At 65.0% G+C, this 19,400-nt stretch carries 16 protein-coding genes and 1 tRNA gene; 8 read left to right on the top strand and 9 right to left on the bottom strand.

The genetic code is table 11. The features are described 5' to 3' along the window. Positions 1-80 precede the first annotated feature (80 nt). The 3 genes from ACWFRF_RS30150 (at position 81) to ACWFRF_RS30160 (ending at position 2,000) form a co-directional block, all read left to right on the top strand. Positions 81-162: transfer RNA gene (locus ACWFRF_RS30150), tRNA-Leu, on the top strand. A gap of 351 nt (positions 163-513) precedes the next feature. Next, entirely contained in the window at positions 514-945 is a 432-nt protein-coding gene (locus ACWFRF_RS30155; protein WP_452453495.1) for a hypothetical protein, read from the top strand. Continuing rightward, positions 942-2,000 (top strand): tyrosine-type recombinase/integrase, encoded by a 1,059-nt coding sequence (locus tag ACWFRF_RS30160; RefSeq protein WP_452453497.1) that lies wholly within the window; start codon positions 942-944, stop codon positions 1,998-2,000. Before ACWFRF_RS30155 ends, ACWFRF_RS30160 begins: the two co-directional genes overlap by 4 nt. Positions 2,001-2,347: 347 nt before the next feature. On the opposite strand, the gene ACWFRF_RS30165 is transcribed toward ACWFRF_RS30160, so the two are convergent. Continuing rightward, positions 2,348-3,214 (bottom strand): hypothetical protein, encoded by an 867-nt coding sequence (locus ACWFRF_RS30165; protein ID WP_452453499.1) that lies wholly within the window; start codon positions 3,212-3,214, stop codon positions 2,348-2,350. Positions 3,215-3,743: 529 nt separating this feature from the next. Continuing rightward, the gene (locus ACWFRF_RS30170) at positions 3,744-3,962 is read right to left on the bottom strand and encodes a hypothetical protein (protein ID WP_410877458.1); all 219 of its coding nucleotides are present in this window, start codon (positions 3,960-3,962) and stop codon (positions 3,744-3,746) included. Between the two features lie 178 nt (positions 3,963-4,140). Between ACWFRF_RS30170 and ACWFRF_RS30175 the strand changes: the two genes are divergently transcribed. Next, positions 4,141-8,589 carry a wHTH domain-containing protein gene (locus tag ACWFRF_RS30175; protein ID WP_452453501.1) on the top strand — a complete coding sequence of 1,483 codons (4,449 nt, stop codon included), beginning with the start codon at positions 4,141-4,143 and terminating at the stop codon, positions 8,587-8,589. Position 8,590: 1 nt separating this feature from the next. Here the strand turns inward: ACWFRF_RS30175 and ACWFRF_RS30180 are convergent, their stop codons facing one another. The 3 genes from ACWFRF_RS30180 to ACWFRF_RS30190 all read right to left on the bottom strand — a co-directional run bounded on the left by ACWFRF_RS30180 (position 8,591) and on the right by ACWFRF_RS30190 (position 10,890). After that, the gene (locus ACWFRF_RS30180) at positions 8,591-8,917 is read right to left on the bottom strand and encodes a hypothetical protein (protein ID WP_452453503.1); all 327 of its coding nucleotides are present in this window, start codon (positions 8,915-8,917) and stop codon (positions 8,591-8,593) included. A gap of 180 nt (positions 8,918-9,097) precedes the next feature. Next, positions 9,098-9,811: a TetR/AcrR family transcriptional regulator gene (locus ACWFRF_RS30185; RefSeq protein WP_452453505.1), complete on the bottom strand. Its 714-nt coding sequence runs from the start codon at positions 9,809-9,811 to the stop codon at positions 9,098-9,100. A 47-nt stretch (positions 9,812-9,858) separates the two neighbouring features. Beyond that, positions 9,859-10,890: an MCE family protein gene (locus tag ACWFRF_RS30190; RefSeq protein ID WP_452453507.1), complete on the bottom strand. Its 1,032-nt coding sequence runs from the start codon at positions 10,888-10,890 to the stop codon at positions 9,859-9,861. A gap of 90 nt (positions 10,891-10,980) precedes the next feature. Here ACWFRF_RS30190 and ACWFRF_RS30195 point away from each other — a divergent pair, with 90 nt between their 5' ends. Further along, complete coding sequence (locus ACWFRF_RS30195; protein WP_452453509.1) at positions 10,981-11,982, top strand: oxygenase MpaB family protein; 1,002 nt, start codon at positions 10,981-10,983, stop codon at positions 11,980-11,982. A gap of 118 nt (positions 11,983-12,100) precedes the next feature. Here ACWFRF_RS30195 and ACWFRF_RS30200 read toward each other — a convergent pair whose 3' ends face one another. The 3 genes from ACWFRF_RS30200 to ACWFRF_RS30210 are packed head-to-tail and all read right to left on the bottom strand — an operon-like array spanning position 12,101 to position 14,995. Further along, the gene (locus ACWFRF_RS30200) at positions 12,101-13,225 is read right to left on the bottom strand and encodes a PDR/VanB family oxidoreductase (protein WP_452453511.1); all 1,125 of its coding nucleotides are present in this window, start codon (positions 13,223-13,225) and stop codon (positions 12,101-12,103) included. Continuing rightward, on the bottom strand, positions 13,222-14,094 hold the full coding sequence (locus ACWFRF_RS30205; protein ID WP_452453512.1) for a metal-dependent hydrolase: 873 nt from the start codon (positions 14,092-14,094) through the stop codon (positions 13,222-13,224). Before ACWFRF_RS30205 ends, ACWFRF_RS30200 begins: the two co-directional genes overlap by 4 nt. Continuing rightward, the gene (locus ACWFRF_RS30210; RefSeq protein ID WP_452453514.1) at positions 14,078-14,995 is read right to left on the bottom strand and encodes an alpha/beta fold hydrolase; all 918 of its coding nucleotides are present in this window, start codon (positions 14,993-14,995) and stop codon (positions 14,078-14,080) included. The genes ACWFRF_RS30205 and ACWFRF_RS30210 overlap by 17 nt, the downstream gene beginning before the upstream one ends. A 211-nt stretch (positions 14,996-15,206) precedes the next feature. Between ACWFRF_RS30210 and ACWFRF_RS30215 the strand changes: the two genes are divergently transcribed. The 3 genes from ACWFRF_RS30215 (at position 15,207) to ACWFRF_RS30225 (ending at position 18,287) form a co-directional block, all read left to right on the top strand. Next, positions 15,207-15,824 carry a TetR/AcrR family transcriptional regulator gene (locus tag ACWFRF_RS30215; RefSeq protein WP_378994578.1) on the top strand — a complete coding sequence of 206 codons (618 nt, stop codon included), beginning with the start codon at positions 15,207-15,209 and terminating at the stop codon, positions 15,822-15,824. Positions 15,825-15,900: 76 nt separating this feature from the next. Continuing rightward, positions 15,901-17,313, top strand: a complete 1,413-nt coding sequence (locus tag ACWFRF_RS30220) for a WS/DGAT/MGAT family O-acyltransferase (protein ID WP_452453516.1) — start codon at positions 15,901-15,903, stop codon at positions 17,311-17,313. Between the two features lie 20 nt (positions 17,314-17,333). Further along, positions 17,334-18,287: an enoyl-CoA hydratase/isomerase family protein gene (locus ACWFRF_RS30225; protein ID WP_379312553.1), complete on the top strand. Its 954-nt coding sequence runs from the start codon at positions 17,334-17,336 to the stop codon at positions 18,285-18,287. Positions 18,288-18,371: 84 nt separating this feature from the next. Here ACWFRF_RS30225 and ACWFRF_RS30230 read toward each other — a convergent pair whose 3' ends face one another. Then, positions 18,372-19,346: a sterol desaturase family protein gene (locus ACWFRF_RS30230; RefSeq protein ID WP_452453518.1), complete on the bottom strand. Its 975-nt coding sequence runs from the start codon at positions 19,344-19,346 to the stop codon at positions 18,372-18,374. Positions 19,347-19,400: the final 54 nt, after the last annotated feature.

Genomic DNA, 19,400 nt, shown 5'->3' on the forward strand with positions numbered 1-19,400 from the left:
CCCACGAGTACGCCACGCCGCCCCAACGCTTCGCGAAGCCCGATTCGCCCGGTAGAGTTTGGACGGTCGTACACATCCAAGCGCGAGTGGCGAAATTGGCAGACGCGCCAGATTTAGGTTCTGGTGTCCACGGACGTAGGGGTTCAAGTCCCCTCTCGCGCACAGATTCCTGGCTCTCGGGCCAGATCAGGGCTTCTGCGTGTTCGAGTGCACTCGTACACCCAGGAGAGCACCCGTGTATGACCTTGACCAGGGCAAACTTTTTTCACCGGTGGCAGCTGTGCCACATTTCGGCGATGATCGCCGTTCCTCGAAACCGGCCTGTGGGCCAGATTTTCGAACGCGAGTAGCGCTCGCGCACTATCGGGTGTGCGAGTGCCCGTGTAGACACACAAGTTCGGCACCAGAAGCGCCTGACCTGCGCGAACATAATTCTCAGGGTGGCAGCTGTGCCACTTTTGATCAGCCGGACGCCTGGCGTCTCATGTCGCCGTCGGGGCGGGGTGATCGGCGATGATCGAGCCGCTGACTCCACCGCTGACTGGGCTGGAAGAACGCATCCACGGCCCACTGCCGGTGTTCGCCGTTCCCCAATCAGCCAACAAGAACCTTGCCTACGGGATAGCTGTAATCGGAGAATCCGGACGTGTTGCCGACCGTTCGGTGTTCACCCAGTTGGGTTGGTCTCCGGGTACCCGGCTAACCCTGTCGTGTCCGGAGGGCCGACTGATCCTTGTCCGCGAGACCGAGGACGGGTCGGTCGTGATGACCGGTGCCGGGTTCCTGCGTATCCCGTTCCGCACGCGCCGCCGCGTCGGACTGATGGAAGGCGACCGGGTGCTGCTGATGGCACACCGCACGCTGCGCGGACTGTTGATCCATCCTCCCGCCGTGCTCGACAACTTGACCGGTCAGAGCCGACGCCTTCTGGAGGAGACACTGTGACAGACACTGTTGGCTCCCCTGTCACTGCCGAAGCTCTGGCTGCTGCTCGGCTACTGCTGGTCCAGATGGGCATCACCGCGACCGATCTCATCGACACCGCACCCACCGCGCCGACTTTCGCCGAGGCGATCCCGCGCGTGCGGGCCCGCCTGACAGCGGGGACGGCCCGTACCTATGGCACCCACGTCGACCTACTCGAGTCCCGATGGGCAAACCGATCTCTGGGCGAACCCACCCACCATGAGTTGGAAGAACTCGCACAGATGGTGCAAGCGACCGCTCGAACGAATCGAGCGTCACGGGGTGGAACGAGCGCGGTCGAGCACTACGTGTCCGCTGTGCGCTGCATCTACCGCTACGCGGAAGAAGCCGGTTGGATTCGACCGCAGGACAATCCAGCGCGGAAGCTACCCATCCCGACCCGCCGCCCCTCACACCGCTATGCGATCCCGTCCGGCCAAGTCGCCGAAATCTGCCAGATCGCAGCCACATCCGGAGACGACCCCGAACTCGACTCCCTGATCCTGCGGTTCCATCTCGAAACCGCATGCCGCCGCGGCGGTGCGCTGGCGATGCGACCACAAGACCTCGATCGCGACCAATGCCTGGTGTTCCTTCGGGAGAAAGGCGGCTCAGACCGCTGGCAGCCCGTGTCGCCGACACTGATGCGGCACTTGCACGACCACGCGACCACCCGGCACGCCCCGTTCAACGGCCAGTTGTTGCGATACGACCACGGCCGCCCGATCACCGGGCGCCGATACGACTACATCTGGGGCCGGGTCGGCGAATCGCTGCCGTGGGTAGCCACACAAGGTGTCACCACGCACTGGCTACGCCACACCACACTGACGTGGGTCGAACGCACGTTCAGCTATGCCGTGGCACGAGCTTTCGCCGGGCACCGCGGAAAGACCACTGGCACAACCGATACCTACGTCAAAGCCCAAGTGCACGAAGTCGCCGCCGCACTAGCCGTCCTCACCGGCGAACCTCACCCCCTCGTCCGGGGAGCCGGAACTTCCACACCTACCAAAGCCCTTACTGCCGAATGAGTTTCGTCCGAAGGGTTTCACACGGCGATCTTCGCCCTCCCGTTGCGCAGTGAAAACCAGCGCGCGGCCGCCCCACCCGGAGCCGCACGTTTCACCACCGATACGCCACATCGAGGGGATAAGCATCTCAACCGCACCACCCGAACCCATCTGGGCGCACCCGACCAGTAAGAAGACGTGCGCGCGAGTCGTGCGCACGCCTTCTTCTGGATCGAGCTCCGCATCGCCGCCAGAGTCAGCGTCGTCGGCAACGCCCCCGAGCTGTACTACACGGACTTGAGTGCACGCTCATGCCGATTACACGGCGTTCAGGGCCGCTCTCCGGCTCATGCCAACTCGCAGAGGGATCATCGACTATCTGCCTCCTGCATGCCTTGCTCCGCGTCTGGAAAATTCCAGTTCAGGGTAAGTTTCGCCTGTGGAGCAACCTCTGCGACACGGCGAGCGACGGTGGCTTCGAATTCGGGCCGCCACCGATCGAAGCCACTGATGGCCATGACCGCCGGCACAGTTCCGCCGTCGATTCGCCGCCGACCGTTGTCATTGGCGCCGGTCCGATTGAACAGCCGGGTGCCGGGAAACTCGCTGCGATGGAACTGATGTATGGCCTCCCCCATGACGGCTCGCAATTGGTCTTCGTCATCCAGTTTGGTGACGGTCCAGGAGTATTCGACCGGCGTGAGCGCGAAGGCCTTGACGTCCATGCCGAGTCGGATCGCTGGTGGGGCTCCTCGGACAGCCTCGTCCTGCCGGAATCCGGTGATGGACTTGGCCAACTCGACTGGCACCTCATAGAATTCGTCGATTCCGGAGTCTCGGGCAGAGCGAACGCCAGCGGCGGACATCAGTTCATCGAAGACGTCCGGCACGTCTCCTTCAATGGTGACGTCTGTCGTCTCCGCGAGGTGCTCGGCTTTCCACACCTGCTGACCGTTGCACCATCGGGCAGAGGCGCTTTCCGGTCCGTACGTCGATTCATGGCACGTGACCAGTTCTGCGCGTCGAGAAAGCCGCGCCAGCAGATCCGGGCGGTACGGATACCCCGGATGGGTGTCGCGGACGAGCACTGTCACCCATCCGCCGCGCAGTGCCGCTGCGGCAAAGTCCGATTCTTGGGCTACCGAACGGCCCTCGAGATCGATCAGCCCCAATTCGTCGAACAGGTCACCCGGAACATCTCCGCGAACCGCGACCCAAGAAGTCATGTATCCCACACCGGAGACTGTATTGGCTGCCTGCGACACGACCTCCCGTGCCCGAGGTCGCAGCACCACGTCCGCTCATGCCGCATACCGCTCGGTCACGAACATCCGCATCTGCCGACGGGAAATCTCACTGCTTGGGAAGCAGACGAATAGGCGGGAAAAACGGTCTGACCTGGGCTACCGGTTGCGCGTGAGGCACCCGGATTTACCCCCTTTGCCCCTGGCTCAGGGCACGAATGGGGCACGGCCGGTAAGCGTCTCCAGGCAAGTTGCCCGCGCGGTCGAACGTCCGCCCATGCCGATTTCAGGATGGGTGGAGCTGTCCCTGGCCTGGCTTGTCGGGCGAGCTGGTCCGGCCCGGCATCCTAGGGGCTCTGGAGCGACCTCAGCACCGCGCGTCATGACCCCTGGGGCTACACCCACATCGACACTGTCCTGGACGCACCGGTCCAGAACGACGGCCACCCTGACCAGATCATTGTCGAGATCGCGAGATTAACCCGCAAGGTGACCAACTGAGCCACGCCGGTCCATGGCGCTAACCCCGCGCTGTGCCAGCGCTACCCTCGAGCGTCACCCGCAGCCATGTAATGAGCGTGCGGATCAGTCGCAAGCTCCGATCCGTGCCGTCCGGCAGGAAGGGCAGCACCAGCAGTGCCGGAACGCTCGCCAGCACGATGATCAGCAGCGGCACCAGCGCCACCGTCACCAGGGCGAGACGCGGGGCGCCATGGAGTAGAGCCAGAAATGAAGTCATCGCAACCACCTTCGTTCGGGGCCGAGCCGCTTGCCGCCTCGGCCGTGGCTCAGTGATAGGGCCGGTAGCGGTTGTGCTGCCAGCGATCTCGGACGCCCGGACAGTACGACCCGCTACGCTGCCGGTGAGTTCGTGTCCGAGCTTGTCCGAGGGGTTTGTCCGACAGGGGGTTTGCACCATGGGAGACATCGGCGATCGCAGTCGGTGGTTCGCCGAACTCCGGGACTTGGAGACCGCGGCCCTGCGTGGACACGGCCGCAGCCGGGAGCGGGCCCGCAAGCACATCCCGAAGCAGACCGCCAGTGACTGGTTCAACCGTCGTGTTCCGGACGACTTCGACGACATCTGGCCGATGATCGAAACCTATCTCGCCTGGTCGAGTCGCATCGTGGATCGGGCGCACTGGACGAAGCTGCATTCGGCGGCGCGCCAGTCCGTCGACCGACCCGACGACAGTACCGGCCGATATGCGCTGGAATGGGCCAATCTGGTTACCCACCACCAGATTTGGTGCCACATACCCGCCGACCATTGGAGCGAGGACCTCAAAGTCAGAACCGCGGAACTGGCGCGGGCCCTCGCGACGCTGTACGCACGGGCCGAGACCACGATCGATGATCCGTGGCGGGACGAGCGCTTCCTGCACCGCTATGCCCTGGCCGTCGAGTGCCTGGCCTCGTGGACGCAGGGCGAGAACACCGAGCAGCTCAGCCACGGCGAGGCCGTCCTACTGGTGCTCACACCGTTTCTCCATCAGGTGCAACTCGCCAGAACGACGGCCCGGCTCGCCGCTTCGATCTTGCCCACGGAAAGCCCCTCGGATTCGACCGCGCACGGCCACAACGACTTCGAGGGCTTCCTGCTCGACTATCAGTGGCTATTGCGCCGCGCTCGACAGGCGGCACTGCCCGACCGCAGATCCGCCCGGCGCGAGATCGACTGGTGGCTGCTGCATCGCTGGGTAGCCGAGCGTAAGCCGATCGAGTTCACCGAGATCCGTGAGCTGCTTGGCGAATTGCCGAAGCTGCACAATGATCTCGCGGAGATCCTGGAGCCGGAACGCCTCACGGCGCTGATCGGCTGCCTGTCCCTCGATATCAACCGATTGACTAGCGAGGGCGGTATGCGACTCAAGCCGCATTCTTATCTCGGACTTGCCGGTCCGCGTGGAACGCAGCCGCTGCGGGAACGAATGGTGGGGTTGTTGCTGGTCACGGCGCGAACCCTGGCGTTGGACATCACACAGCTCTCCCAGGTCGTCGTCGACCACCTCGGTATTCCGCAGCCGGTGGACCTGGACGAGCTGCGCGCGACGCTGTGTCACGCCCGGTGGAAACTCGCTGGCTCCGGCCGCAAACCCGGTGGCTGCCAACTCGATGCCGACTGCGACCATCCGGCCGCACTGCACGCGGTCCGCTCACACGTCGGCACCGTCGATACACGGTTGAAGGCGATCCACCGGTTCCTCGTTGACAGTGCGGATCCGTCTCTCGACCTGCTGCGCGGTCTCCCCTCCTATGCGTCCGCGATCAAGGTGACGCCCGCCGTGGACTCCGATGGCCAGGCGAAGTTCCAGGATTGGAATGCCCGCTTCACTGTCGACGAGCGGCGCATCCAAGAACTCCTGATGGGAAACCAGCTGTACGGTTCGCCGGACCTGGCGATCCGCGAGATGTATCAGAACGCCCTGGACGCCTGCCGGTACCGGCGCGCCCGCGAAGAGTACTGCGCGCGGCAGACCGGGCAGCGCTCCACTTTCGAAGGCGAGATCCGTATCGAGCAGCGGATCGACGGAGACGGCCGGATGTACATCGAATGCCACGACAACGGTGTCGGCATGGGCGAGCCAGAGATCATGGGCGCGTTCTCCCGCGCGGGCATCAGCTTCACCGGCATGTCGGAGTTCGTGGAGGAGCGCGCCGAATGGGCGCGCATCGGACTACAGATGTTCCCGAACAGCAGGTTCGGCATCGGTGTGCTCAGCTACTTCATGCTCGCCGACGAGATCCAGGTGACGACGAGCAGGTTGCCGCGCTCCGGAGGTCTGGCCGGTCAGTGGCTTCAGGTGACAGTTGTGGGGCCCGGGCATCTCTTCCACATCAAGCAGATCGATCCCCCGTCTGTCGGTCCGGGGACCAGGGTGCGTCTATATCTACGCTCCGATGCCCGGGCCATGTCAGCCGTCACCGCGCTGCGGCGGCTCCTCGGCATCGCCGAGTTCCGGACCACCGCGATCCACGACGATGGGGAACAGAGCGACGAGCAGGTCTGGCTACCACAGCAATTGAACGCGGGCGAGCACAGCTCACGCGACAGCGACGGTGTCAGCGCGCACGGCGGACTGTTTCACTGCACGCCGCAACCGACCGGGCAAGTTGTGTGGTGTGAACGAGGCGGAGGTCTCCTGGTCGACGGCATCAATGTCGGCACGGCGCAGCACACCGGCGTCCTGGCCAGCATCGAGGGATCGATCGTGCCCGCGGGAGCCATCGTCAACCTCACCGGTGACGGGCAGATTCAGCTGTCGGTCGATCGGACCATGATTGTTCAGGATGTCGCCGAACGGGTAGCGGATCTGCTGACAGAGACGGCGCGGGAGCTCGTGGAGAATCCACCTGCTTTCTTGAATCATCCGTGGATCTACAGCATTTCGGCGACCAGTCCCCGGGTTGCGGATATCCTCACCGACGCCGCAGCCGACGCACGTAGCGCCTTGGCCATCGGCAATCGGCAACACGATACCCGGGTCACCGGAAGCTGGCCACCGGACGTCGACTTGCTAAAACTGACCGTCCGGGACTGGTGGCGGATCACGAAGGAGCTGGGCTACGAACCCAAGACGATCCATGGAAGGGCGCCGGACCACATCTTCTTGTGGCGGGTGCTGGCACACCGAACCGGATCCGCATGGCGGCTACTGTCCACCGCGTTTCCGGGGCTGTCCACCGCGCCCACCACCATGCCGGGTCGGCCGTCCGATGCCCTGATCATCACAGAACGCGAAAACCTGCGCTGGAGCTCGCCGGCAGGCCTCACGCAACCAGGGCATTATTTGCGGATTGCGCAGGTTTCGGGACTGGAGCTCGCGCGCATCGTCGAACGAGCTGTCGCATTGCGGGTACTCGACGCCGCCTCGGCGCAGCGGATCGTCGACACCGCTCCCTCCGCAGCACACTCCGAAGTCCTGCGCCTGGACATCGAGCTGCTGCAGTTGGAGCCGGGATCCAGAGACGGCTGGTTGCCGATCGCGGAGCCGGTGTCGCTCGGCCACTTGTTGAATGCGATCAAGGAACTAGGTATCGACCTGCCACACGCCGCAGAACGCCTGGCGCGATATGGGTACCAGCTGAGCACACCGAGCAGCCTGCCCCGTCGAATCGACGAGCAGGACGAAATACTCCTCGAGCCCGTCGTAACCTCCTATTCACGCTATTCGAGGCATGACATTCCGGCTTCTCCCGGACGGATAGTCAAGTCGGCCGTTGATACCGGTCTCACGATCCCATCGGTTATCGAACGACTCCAGAAGTACGGAGTGACAGCGCCCGCCGAAATCCCGGACGACGCCGGATCTGGTGACTTGATACTCCTCAGCAGGTTTCTGGACGGTAGTCCCCCGTGGCTCGCCGTCGCCGAACCGATTCAGCCAGGCTTCATTTCAGCGGCTGCCCGGGAGATGAACATCACCACCGCCGAGGTAGTCGCGAGACTTCGCGATTACGGATTCCAGCTCGCTGCAGGGACCGTCGTCGATGCGATCACCGAGTACGACGCCGAATTGCTCAGCGAGGGCGACGACACCAGGGGGCCATGGCTCGACGTCCGGGAAACAGTTCCGCCCGGACACATCTTGAGTGTTGCCGATTACCTGAACATTACTCCGTCGGAGGTGGCCGATCGGCTGGCCGATTACGGCTACCAGGACGGTCCTCCGATTCCCGGCGATTGGGCGAGTTCCGATCTCGAAATCCTGGCCGACAGCATGAATGGCGGCTGGCTGCGGATCGAGGAGCCGATCCCGCTCGGCATTCTTTCCGAGTTCGCAGGGAAGGATCGACTCCCCTCTCTAATCAGAGTGGGCACGCGCCTGCACGAGTATGGATTCGAGGTGCCGAGGCATGGACGATTCGATGAACTGGACGAACGCATCATCCTGATCTACGAAGATTTCGATTCCGAAGAACTCGATTTCGGAAGCTGGTTCTACGACACAAACCGTGGCGCCGTCACCGTCCGTGAGGTCTTGCTAATCTCACATCGCGTAGGGCGATCCATTCCCGCGGTTGTCGACCGATTGACGGCCTACGGCCTGCGGATGCCGGAAGGCGTCGAGCTGGGGGAGCAGGTCGATCGAGATGATCTCGTGATGCTCGGGCAACGTCAGGACCGCATCGAGCACGATTGGCTGCACGAGAGCAAACCCGTTTCCCTGGCGCACCTCTGCGATGTCGCCAACCGCTTGGGACAGTCGCTCGAGCGCGTCGCGCGCCGCATGTCCGAGCTGGGCATACACATCCCCGCGCTCGACGATCTGGTCCTGCCCGCGCTCGAACTGGTTCCGTGGGTATCCTCGCCAGGCGACCTCCCAGCCCTGCTCCAGCGGGACACCGCGGCCGAGACGGCGTGAATCACAGTGCGGGAGTTGCGACTACACCGGAATCATGGTCGGTGAAAGGGTCGACAGCACCGTGTGTGATCGGGACGGATTGAACTCGCGTGCGGCCAACCTGCTTCACCAGCTCGGGATCGTTCACGAGAACAACCCGTCCGAATCCGAGAATCGGCACCGCGACGATCGAACCGTAGTAGTCGAACAGCTTGTGCCCCAAGCCTTCTCCTCCCAGCAGGTATCCGGCGCCGTAGAGAGCACCGGCCAGCGGCAGCGCGGGTGGTCCCGGCGCCCGACGGTGCCGCTGGTCGCCGATAGCGAGTGGAAGTGCCTTGGAAACGGCCACGTTGCCGATCCTTTCATCAAATGAGAAACACAGTGATTCTGGTTATGAGATTACACAGTGTTTCCCATTCTCAACAGCGTTCCGCCCTACTGAGCACCTGTGACAGTTCCGCACCAGCGCACCCCGATGGGCGGCCTGAACACCAACGAGGTCAGGCTGCACAAGGACGTCAGCCTTCAGTTACTCAGAGCGATAATTGGGGATCACGATCGCGCGTACGGCATCGACCAGCCGAGGGGCCAGAAGCGCGAGGGTGGCCGCCTCGTGATCGGCGAGGTACTGGGTGATGAGTTCGATGCAAGCTGCCACCGCCACGTGGCATTGCTCGGTGGTCAGCGCCGGCAGATCGGGTTCGTACCGGGCGCGAAAGTCTTGCAGCGACGGCGCGGTGGCGGTGACGAACTCGTCGATCGCCTGGTTACGCCGAAGCCGCACCCGCGGGCCCGCCCCGAGGGCTTCGAGAAAGAACATCCGGGTAGCCGCGGGCGCGAAAGCCATCACCAGCAACAATCGCTGCGCGTACTCAAGCATGGTCTCCGGAGTAACGGACAGGTCATCGGTGTCATCCACACCGACACCCGCTTCGCCGATGAGCACACCGACCGCCTGGTAAGCGTCGAGAAAGACGTCCTCTTTGTTGGCGTACAGCTCATAGAAAGTCTTGCGGGACACGCCGGCACTCTTGGTGATGTCCTGCACCTTCGTCTGGGAGTACCCGAGATCGGCGAACAGCTCGATCGCCGCGGCGACGACGCGGGCACGCTGAGTTTCCCGGACGTCTTCGCGGGACAGCTCGTGCCGGTGCCGGGGCAGCGGCGTGGGGGTGGACCCGGAGAGCAACTGCAACACGATGGCGGCGGTCGTCGGCGACACCGTGGCATCGGTACTGCGCATAGCGCCACAGTAGTCGGTGGTGCGGTGAGCGAACGGTGGCGTGATCATCACCGACATTCTGGTGAGTGCGCGCTTCCGCCGATCTGGCTGAATGTTCCACGGGGGAACAGCACGCCGTAGAGGGAGATGTCGAGGCCGCACAGGTGACCGGTGGCATGGGTGCCGTATTGGAAGGCTCCGCCGATGCCCGCCAGTACGGAGTTCAGATCCACTACCGCCTGGTCGAGTTTTGCGCCGTTGGTCAGCAGCAGCGTCAGTGCGAGGCCGGTGCTGTTCTGCGCCGATGCGATGCGTGGCTGGATGCGGCCGAGCATGGCGGACAACTCCGTGGTGCCATCGGCTATCTGGGCCGTCGATGCCTGGAGGGCTTGCCCTTGCTCGGCGAGCCCGCCGATCAGCGCCCGGGTCTGGGTGACCAACGTTTCGAGTTCATCGCCCCGTGCGGCCAGACCCGTCATCACCGACGACAGATTCGTGATGACGTCGGAGAGCACAGCGTCGCGGCGCTGGAAGTCGCCAGCCAGGGTCGCGGCTTGAATGATGAACGCGCTCAACGACACCCCGTTACCCTGCAAAGCCTGAATCAGGGTCTCTGCCATCGCGTTGACCCGCTCCGGGGCCAGGGCCTGGAACAGCGGCTGAAATCCGTTGAGCAGCCCGGAGATATCGAACGACGGTTCGGTGCGATCGAGGGGGATGGATGCGCGGTCACCCAGGGGAATACGGGCCCCCTCGGACTCCACGCCCGGCGCCAGACCTACATACCGCTGCCCGATCAGGTTCTGGTACAGCACCAACGCCTTGGTGTCGCTGTAGAGCGTCTGCTCGCGTTGCACGACGAAAGTAACCAGTGCTCGATTGCGTTCGTCGAGCCCGATGCGCACGACTTTGCCGACCCGCACGCCCGCCATCCGTACGTCGTCGCCCTCGTGCAAACCCAAGACGTCGGAGAACGTCGCCGTATAGGTGCCCGTTTCACCTTTCACGTTGCGGGACAGGGTGTTCCATACAACGGCGGTCACAAGGATCGATGTCAGCGCGAAGACCGCGAAACCGACCAGCGGTCTACGGATACTCACATCCACCACCTCTCCAATCTAGAAACATCATGTACTCTCATATAGAGAATCATTGCGTTTCTGATTGTGTTTGTCGAGAGGAGTGGCAAAGTGGCCACGAACCACACCCAGCGCGCGACCCCGCCCTGCGGGCACATCGCCGAGTCGGCCGGCCGAGCGGTGGAGCAGCAGTTTCATCTGGAGGTCCCGACTACCCGAGTCGATGACGGCCTGTTCGGCCCGGATTCGGTGTCGTGGAAGGTGTGGTCGCATCCGGCCGTGATCCCCGGCGTCATGCGCTCGTTCGTGCTCGACATGGTCGCCAGCCCGCACGGCGCCGCCGCACTCGAGGAGCACAGTCGCTACCGGGAGGATCCCCTGGGACGCCTCAACCGGACCATGTACTACTTCCTGACCGTCGTGTTCGCCGACACCGACACCGTCGCGAAGGCCAATCTCCGTCTCGACCGGCTACACGCCCGCATCGTCGGCACCGAACCCATGACCGGGAACCGATACAGTGCCCTCGACCCCTACCTGCAACTGGGCAACCACATGCTCAGCTGGCACTCGGTCTACTACGCCTACCAAACATTGGCCGGAGGACTCACCCCCGAAGATGCCGATCGCTACTTCCGAGAAGCAGCGATCGCTTTCGAAACCCTCGGCGTCGACGAGGACGCCCTGCGCGCCTCCGCCGCCGAGCACGGACTCTCAGCCGAAGCCCTCGATCTAGACCACCTCCCCGCCAGTCACGAGGAATACCGCAGGCTATGGGCGGCTTCCCGCCACCTGATCTGCGTCAACGCCCAAACCCGCAGCACGCTCGATGCCATCCTGCATCCACGCGCCCTCGACGGCAGCCTCACCAAAGCTTCCCTGTTCCAGGCTTACCCCGCACTCGCCCGCGTCGGCCTCGCCCTCATTCCACGGCACATCCGCACCACCTGCGGTTTGCCCACCTCCCCCGCCGCCGATGCCGTCGCCCTCCGCGCCGGACGCGCCACCACCGCGCTCCTGCACCGCACCGGCACCTATTCCGAAGTCCTGCGACGCCTGAGCCCGCAGGGTTATCAGATTCAAACCACTGCGCTCCGAGACGCACACCGATAGCCACCACGCTCAGTGTGTGCCGAGCTTCTGGGCTTCGTCGTCGTCCCGTGCGCGAGGCGACCGATGGCCACATGTTCGATCCAGTGATACGCGCATCACGCGTCCTCGGTATCGGTGATCACAGGTCGACGGTGACTCGACGTCCTCGCGCACGGTCGGTGCACAGCAGCATCGTGTCGGGTTCCTCGAGGAACCGCGCGGTCCCTCGACTCTCGATGGCACCGGCGAGCACCTTGACCCGGCAAGTGCCGCAGAAACCTTGCTGACACGAGTAGGCGGTGCCCGGCCGGGTCGCGCGCACCGCGGACAGGGCTGACTGGTCCGCGGCGACCTCGACCTCGGTATCGGTGCGCGCCAAACGGATTCGGAACTGGTCGCCGCCGATCACCGGTGGTGCCGAGAAGCGTTCGAAATGCAGTCCCGCCGCGCCTGTTTCGGGTAGGAGCGCACGAAAAGCATCGTGCAGCACGGGCGGACCGCAGTAGTAGATCGACGACCCGGCGCGGACATCGGCGAGCAGCTCGGCAGGATCGGGGCGGCCGTTGCGCTCGGTGGTCAGCACGCGGACCCGGTTCCGGTCCGTGGCGGCGAGCTCTGCCAGGAACGGCAGGGTCGCTTCGTTGCGGCCGAAGTAGGTGAGGGTCCAGTCGAGGCCGGAGCGGTGGGCGTGGCCGATCATGGGCAGCAGGGCGGTGATGCCGATCCCGCCGGCGACGAAGGCGATGTTGTCGATGTCGGCCTTCGCCAGCCGGGGATCGGCGAACGGGAAAGCATTGCGGGGGCCGCGGATCGAGAGGATCGAGCCTGCGCGTACGTCGTCGTGGATCTCGGTCGACGCCGTTCCGCCGTCGATCCAGCGCACTGCGATCCGGTACGTCGTCCGGTCGTCGGGATCGCCGCACAACGAGTACTGGCGAACCGTCCCCGACGGCAATGTGACGTCGATGTGCGAGCCGGGATGCCAGGGCGGCAGCTCCTCCCCTGAGCATGATCGCAGCGTGAGGCTGACCACGCCCAGCGCCTCGGTCGTCTTCTCCACAACCCGGACCGCGATGCCACGCTCCACGACCGCAGGCCCGGTCGCGGGCAGGCGCATGTTGCTGAGCGCACTGTAGAAGCGCAGCAGGGAACGGTAGGCCCGCATGACCCGGTCGGGCCGGTTCGGATCGGTGAAAGACGGTGGGATGCGGCGACGGTCGAGCACGACGCCGACCCGGTCCGCGGTGGTCCGGATCTCGCTCATGACGCGGCCAGTGCGGCGGGAGAGGCCGCGAGGTAGGCGACCGCCTGCGAGGTCGAGCCGTACTTGCGCGGATGGTAGGACGGCCTGAAGTACTCGATGGACATCTTCGCGAGGCTGCCGGGTGACGGCACCATCCCCGCGCGCCAGGCGCGGCGCGCGGCACGCACTGTCGCGAACAGTCCGCGTTCGGCGACCGGATCGTCGTTGAGCAGCAGCCGCATTCCGCGCAAGTGCAGCAAGGCGAAGGTGGGCATCGCAACCAGATAGGCCCTGATGCGATGCCAATAGCTACCGTCCAGATGCGTGAACAGGTCGTAGGCGACGTGCCGATGTTCGACTTCCTCGGCAAGGTGCCACAGCACCAGGTCGAGCACTCGCGTCTCGATGGTGCCTCGGCGCCACGCGTCGGCGTTGAGCGCCCAGTCGCCCAGGTACGACGTGAAGTGCTCGAGCGCCGCGACGACGGCGACACGTTCGAGCAGCCAGTTGTGCGCACGCCGGTCGGTCAGTTCGCGCTCGCCGAGCAGTGCCCGGAAGAACCACCGGATCTGGTCGGTGAACCGGGTGGAATCGAGCCCGTGCAGGTCGAGGTAGTCGACCAGGCTCTGATGCGCGGACGAGTGCGTGGCCTCCTGCCCGATGAAACCCACGACGTCCTCGTGGACCTCGGGATCGGTGATCAGCGGCAACGCCTGCTGGAAAACCTGGACGAAGAACACCTCGCCCTCGGGCAGCAGCATGTTGAAGCTGTTGATCACATGAGTCGAGAACGGGTCGTCGTAGACGTAGTGGAACGGCAGACCGGTCCAATCCCATTCCACGGCACGTGCTTTGAGTGCGACTTTGTCTTGATCACGCAGAGTGCTCACGGGGTTCTCCTGCCTGGGTTGCGGTGGTGGCTGCTTCGACGGCGTCGACGAACGCGCGGATGCGGTCGGCGATCTCGGCGGGGTTGAACGCCGGGGCCCAGTGGCCGCCGTCGACGTCGTGGACCTGCCACTGGTCGGCGACGTGGGCCACGTCGCGCTGCGCGGCGGGCGTGATGAAGATGTCGCGACGCGGGGCGAGCACCTGCACCGGCACACCGACCCTGCGCAGGTGGGGACGGAGCAGCGTCGGTACCAGATTGGCGCTGTAGATCTTGAGGCCGGCGCGGTTGTCGCGCGCCCGGTGCGGCGAGATATTCGGTGCCACACCGGCTTCCAGTCGGTGCGCGAGCCCGATCGCGGCGTCGACGAGGCCGAGCCTGCACAGCAGCGCGCCGAGCACGGGGGTGGCCAGCGCGCCCATGTAGAGCGGGGACTTCCACATCGTGGCGACCGCACGCCATCCGGCCGGTCCGGCGGCGAGGCTGCTGCGCAACCAGTGCGGGACACCGTCCAGGCAGGGCCCGGAGATCGAGGTCAGGGAGGCGATCGCCGAGCGCGTCGCCGGGGCCGCGGCGGCGTGCCAGGCCTGCACCGCGCCCCAGTCGTGGCCGATCAGGTGCACCGGCCGGTCCGGGGAGACCGCCGCGGCTACCGCGCCGATGTCGGCGGCGAGCTGATCCTTGCGATAGGCGGAGATCGCCCGGGGTTTGTCCGATTCGCCGCTGCCACGTACGTCGAACGTCACGGTGTGGAACCGGTCCGACAGCACGCGCGCGACGCCGTTCCAGACCGTCTGGTCGTCGGGGAAGCCGTGTACCAGCACGACGGTGGGCCGGGCGAGGTCGCCGGCCGTGGTGACGACCAGGCGATGTCCGTCGGTCGTCTCGATGGGGAAGCTCATCTGCGAATGCCCTTCTGCCTCGGATCATCGGTGATCCGAACGAGCTCGTCGTCTATGACGCGCTACATAGTGGGATGACAGCAATGTAGCCGTAACTGCGTGTTACAGTCAATGGCGAATGTGTTTCTACCTGCGTAACTCAGGTGGAATGGTGCGCGAACGGGATCGTGGCAGAATCTGGATATGATGATGGACATAGGATGGTGACGTGGTGACCGCAGAGAACAGCGCGGCCGGAGTGACAGCGTCGGCCCGCGACAAGATGCTGATCGGCGCCGCCCTGCTTTTCCGGGAGAAGGGCATCGAGGGCACCTCCTTCGCCGACGTGATCGCCCGCTCGCAGGCGCCCCGGGGCTCGATCTATCACCACTTCCCCGGCGGGAAGGCACAGCTGGCCGAGGAGGCCACCCGGCACGCCGGGGCGCTGATGGCGTCGATGATCCTCAACGATCTGGCCACGAGTGGCCCCACCGCGACGCTGTCGCACATCGTCGACCTCTTCCGGCGCCAGCTCCACGACACCGATTTCGCGGCAGGCTGCCCCATCGCCGCGGGCGCGCTGGAAAGCGGCGATTTCGCCGAGGCGAAGAACGCCGCGGGCGAGGCCTTCGCGTCCTGGGAGTCGCTGATCACCGTCGCGCTGTGGCAACAAGGGGTACCGATGCCACGCGCCCAATCGCTGTCGACCACCGCGATCGCGGCGATCGAGGGCGCGATCCTGGTCGCCAAGGCGCAGCGATCGACCACAGCCCTGGATCGGGTAGATGCCGAACTCACCGCATGGCTGACGGCAGTACTGCCTACCGCGCGCACCGAGAACGACGTATGACCGACACCGCCACTGACGGCCGAGCAGCGTTGCGAGCCGCGTCCACTACAGAATTCTCGCCGGAGGCCACCACCCCATGTCGACCACCACGCTGAACCCGATCGATGTCGCCTTCCTCTGGGGGGAAACCGACTCCAACCTGATGAACATCGCACACCTCGACATCTTCCGGCTGCCACCGGACGCGGGCCCGGACTTCGTCGCGGACCTGCTCGACGACCTACGGACCTACACCGGTGCGACCAGCCCCTTCGACCGCCGCATCGACTCCGCGCTGATCGCTCGCGTGCTCCCACAATGGGTCAGCGTCGAGGCACCGGATCTCGACTACCACCTCCAGCACCATGTACTGCCCGCGCCGGGCGGACAGCGTGAGCTCGGCGCCCTCGTCTCGCGCCTGCACGGTGTACCGATGGATCGGTCGCACCCACTGTGGCAACTGCACGTCATCGAGGGCCTCGACGACGGACGTCTGGCGCTCTACGTCAAAGGACACCACGCCCTGCTCGACGGCGTCGCCACCGTGCGGCTCGCCCGCAAAGTGATGTCGAACGATCCCGACGAACGCGGCAGGCCTGCGATCTGGGCCTATCGCGAAACCCGGAAGCCCCGGCCCCACCCCACCCCGGATTCGGAAGGTACGGGCGCGAGCCCGGTCTCCTCGCTCCGGCGACTGATGAACGCTCCGATCCGGGGAATCGCCGATCAGCTCACGGGTGTGCAGGCGATCTCACGCATGTACGGCGGGCTGTTCGAATCCGATGCGGCCCTGGTCAAGCCGTACTCCGCGCCGGCATCGATCCTCAACGGCGCGATCACCGCCGAACGCCGGATAGCCACCCAGTCGTTCGATCTGGCCCGCATCACCGCGCTCGCTCAGCGATGCGGGGGAACGATCAACGACGTCATCCTCGCGATCTGCGCGGGCGGCCTGCGCCGCTACCTCGCCGAGATCGACGCGCTGCCCGCGGACTCACTGATCGCCGGCATGCCGATGTCGTTCCGACCCAAGGACAGCGACGACGCCGAGGGCAACGCGACGACCATGGCGCTGGCCACCCTCGCGACCGACATCACCGATGTGCGGGAACGCGTCTCGGCGATCGTCGCCTCGACGGTCGCTGCCAAGGAACACATGAGCCGGATGTCGGGCGCGGCGGTCATGGCGTACACGGCGATGCTCATGGCGCCCTTCGGCGCGAGTCTGGTACTCGGCGTGAGCAGCCGGATCACGCCGATGTTCAATGTCGTCATCTCCAATATGCCGGGACCGAGCCGGCAATTGCACTACAACGGTATGACCCTGGAGGAGTGGCACGCGGTATCGATCCCGCTCGACGGTCAAGCACTCAACCTGACGATCCTGTCCTACGCGAATCGCCTCAACCTGTGTGTGACCGCGTGCGCGACCGCACTGCCCCATGTCCAACGGGTCGCACCGTACTGCGGTGACGCGCTGGCCGAACTCGAACGTGCCTACGGGCAATAGCGACAACGAAAGGCAATGGCATGGAATTTCTCCGCACCGACCGGAACGGCCCCGTTCAAACCATCTGGTTGAACAACCCGCCCTACAACTTCCTCACCGATGCCGTGATGGGTGAACTACTCGACCTCCTGCGCGCCATCGACGGTGACGACGGAGTCCGTGCGGTTGTGCTCACCAGCGCCGTCGACGGGGTCTTCGTCAGCCATTACTCGGTGTCGGAGATCCTGGAGGGCGTCGAGGCCGCACCGCTGACGCTGAACGCGCGCACGGCGGGCGCAGCGCTGCGGATGAGTTCCTTGGCCGACCATGTTCCCGGCGGGCAGTCGGGCTTGGCCCGGGCCGGCGCGGGCGGTGTCGCGAATCTCCGCCGCTATCACGAGGTGTGCCGACTGATGCGGGAGTCCAGCACCGTCTTCATCGCCGCGCTCAACGGCCGCGCGCTGGGTGGCGGTTGCGAGCTGTCGCTGGCTTGCGACCTGCGCCTGATGGCCGATGGTCCCTTCGAAATCGGGCAGCCCGAGATCCTGGTCGGCATCATCCCCGGCGGCGGTGGCACCCAGATGCTCACTCGCGTGCTCGGCGCGGGGCGTGCGCTCGAATTGTGTCTCGAGGGCGCTCCGATCACCCCGAGCCGGGCGCTGGAGATCGGGCTCGTGCACAGATTGATCGACGCCGACGAGCTGCTGACCGAGGCGCAGGCGACGGCTGCCAGGTTGGCGAAGCGCTCCCCCACGGCGGTCCGTGGTATCAAACACGCTGTCTACCAGGGTGGTTCGACCTCACTCGAGAAGGGCCTGCACATCGAACGCGCCCACTTCCTCACCGCGGCGTCCACGCCGTCGGCCAAACGCGCGATGGCCACCTACCTCGCCGACGTCGAATCGACGATCGACGCGGGCCGCGACATGTCCGACTTCGTCGCGGACAGCCTGCCGGGCTGGATCGACGGCACCAAGGTCGACTTCACCGAATAGCGCGGCCAGGCTGCCGCTGCCGATCGCGGTCCCTGCCTGCCCATGATGACGTCACGGGTGGCTCGAACTCGAAGAGCTGCTCGCTCAGGTCGGCTGTGGCCGCCAACCAGGACCTCGGAACAGGAACCCGAGCTTGTCCGAGAATTTCGCCGCGTTCTGCACGTCCTGCCAGATCGCGACTATCTCGCGGGCGTTGATCTTTGCGATGTTGTAGGTGTCGACGTTCTTGGTGAGGCCGTAGATCGCCTGCTCGCCCTCCGGTTCGAAGGAGCCGAAGACGCGGTCCCAGATGATGAGCACGCCACCGTAGTTGCGGTCGAGGTATTCAGTGTTGGAGCCGTGGTGCACGCGGTGGTGGCTCGGTGTGTTGAACACGAATTCGATAGGCGCCCAGAGTTTGCCGATGGCCTCGGTGTGGATGCCGAACTGGTACAGCAGGTTGATCGCGTAGGAGGCGGCGATGATCTTGCCATCGATTCCCGACAGCGCCAGCGGTGCCAGGAACGGCAGGGACGTGACAACCAGCCATGGCGTACGCAGTGCTGTGGTGAGGTTGAAGTTCTCGCTCGAGTGATGCACGACGTGGACCGACCAGAACACCCGGATTTCGTGGTGCGCGCGATGAAACCAGTAGTAGGCGAAGTCGACCCCGATCAGCGCGACGGCCCACGCAACCCAGCCCTCGAGGTGCCACGGCACCAGCGAGGAAACAGTTGCGAAGATCGCGAGCTCCGCCAGCGCCCAGGGAATGTTGAGCACTTGATACCCCACACCGGCGGCGATGGAGGTAGCTGAGTCACGGTAGTCGTAAGGCTTGCCGTGACGCTCGAGGTACACGAACTCCGCCACGACGGCGACAAGGAAGACCGGAATCGCCAGCCAGATCAGCATGGTCGAGACATCCATGCCGGACATCGCGGACGCAAGTCGGGGCAAGACGACTACGGCAGCCGTGCTCAGTCCCGCGAGGAGAACTCCGAACGCCACGACGAACCTGGTCCGGCGGCGGGCCCGGAACTTCTCCCGCCACACCTCGGTAGTCGATTTCGCGCCACTCATAGGTAAACCATCGTCCGGAGCCGCACTCCACACCAGGGACCCCAGGTGTGGCTG

It is taken from the genome of Nocardia sp. NPDC055165, assembly GCF_053606985.1.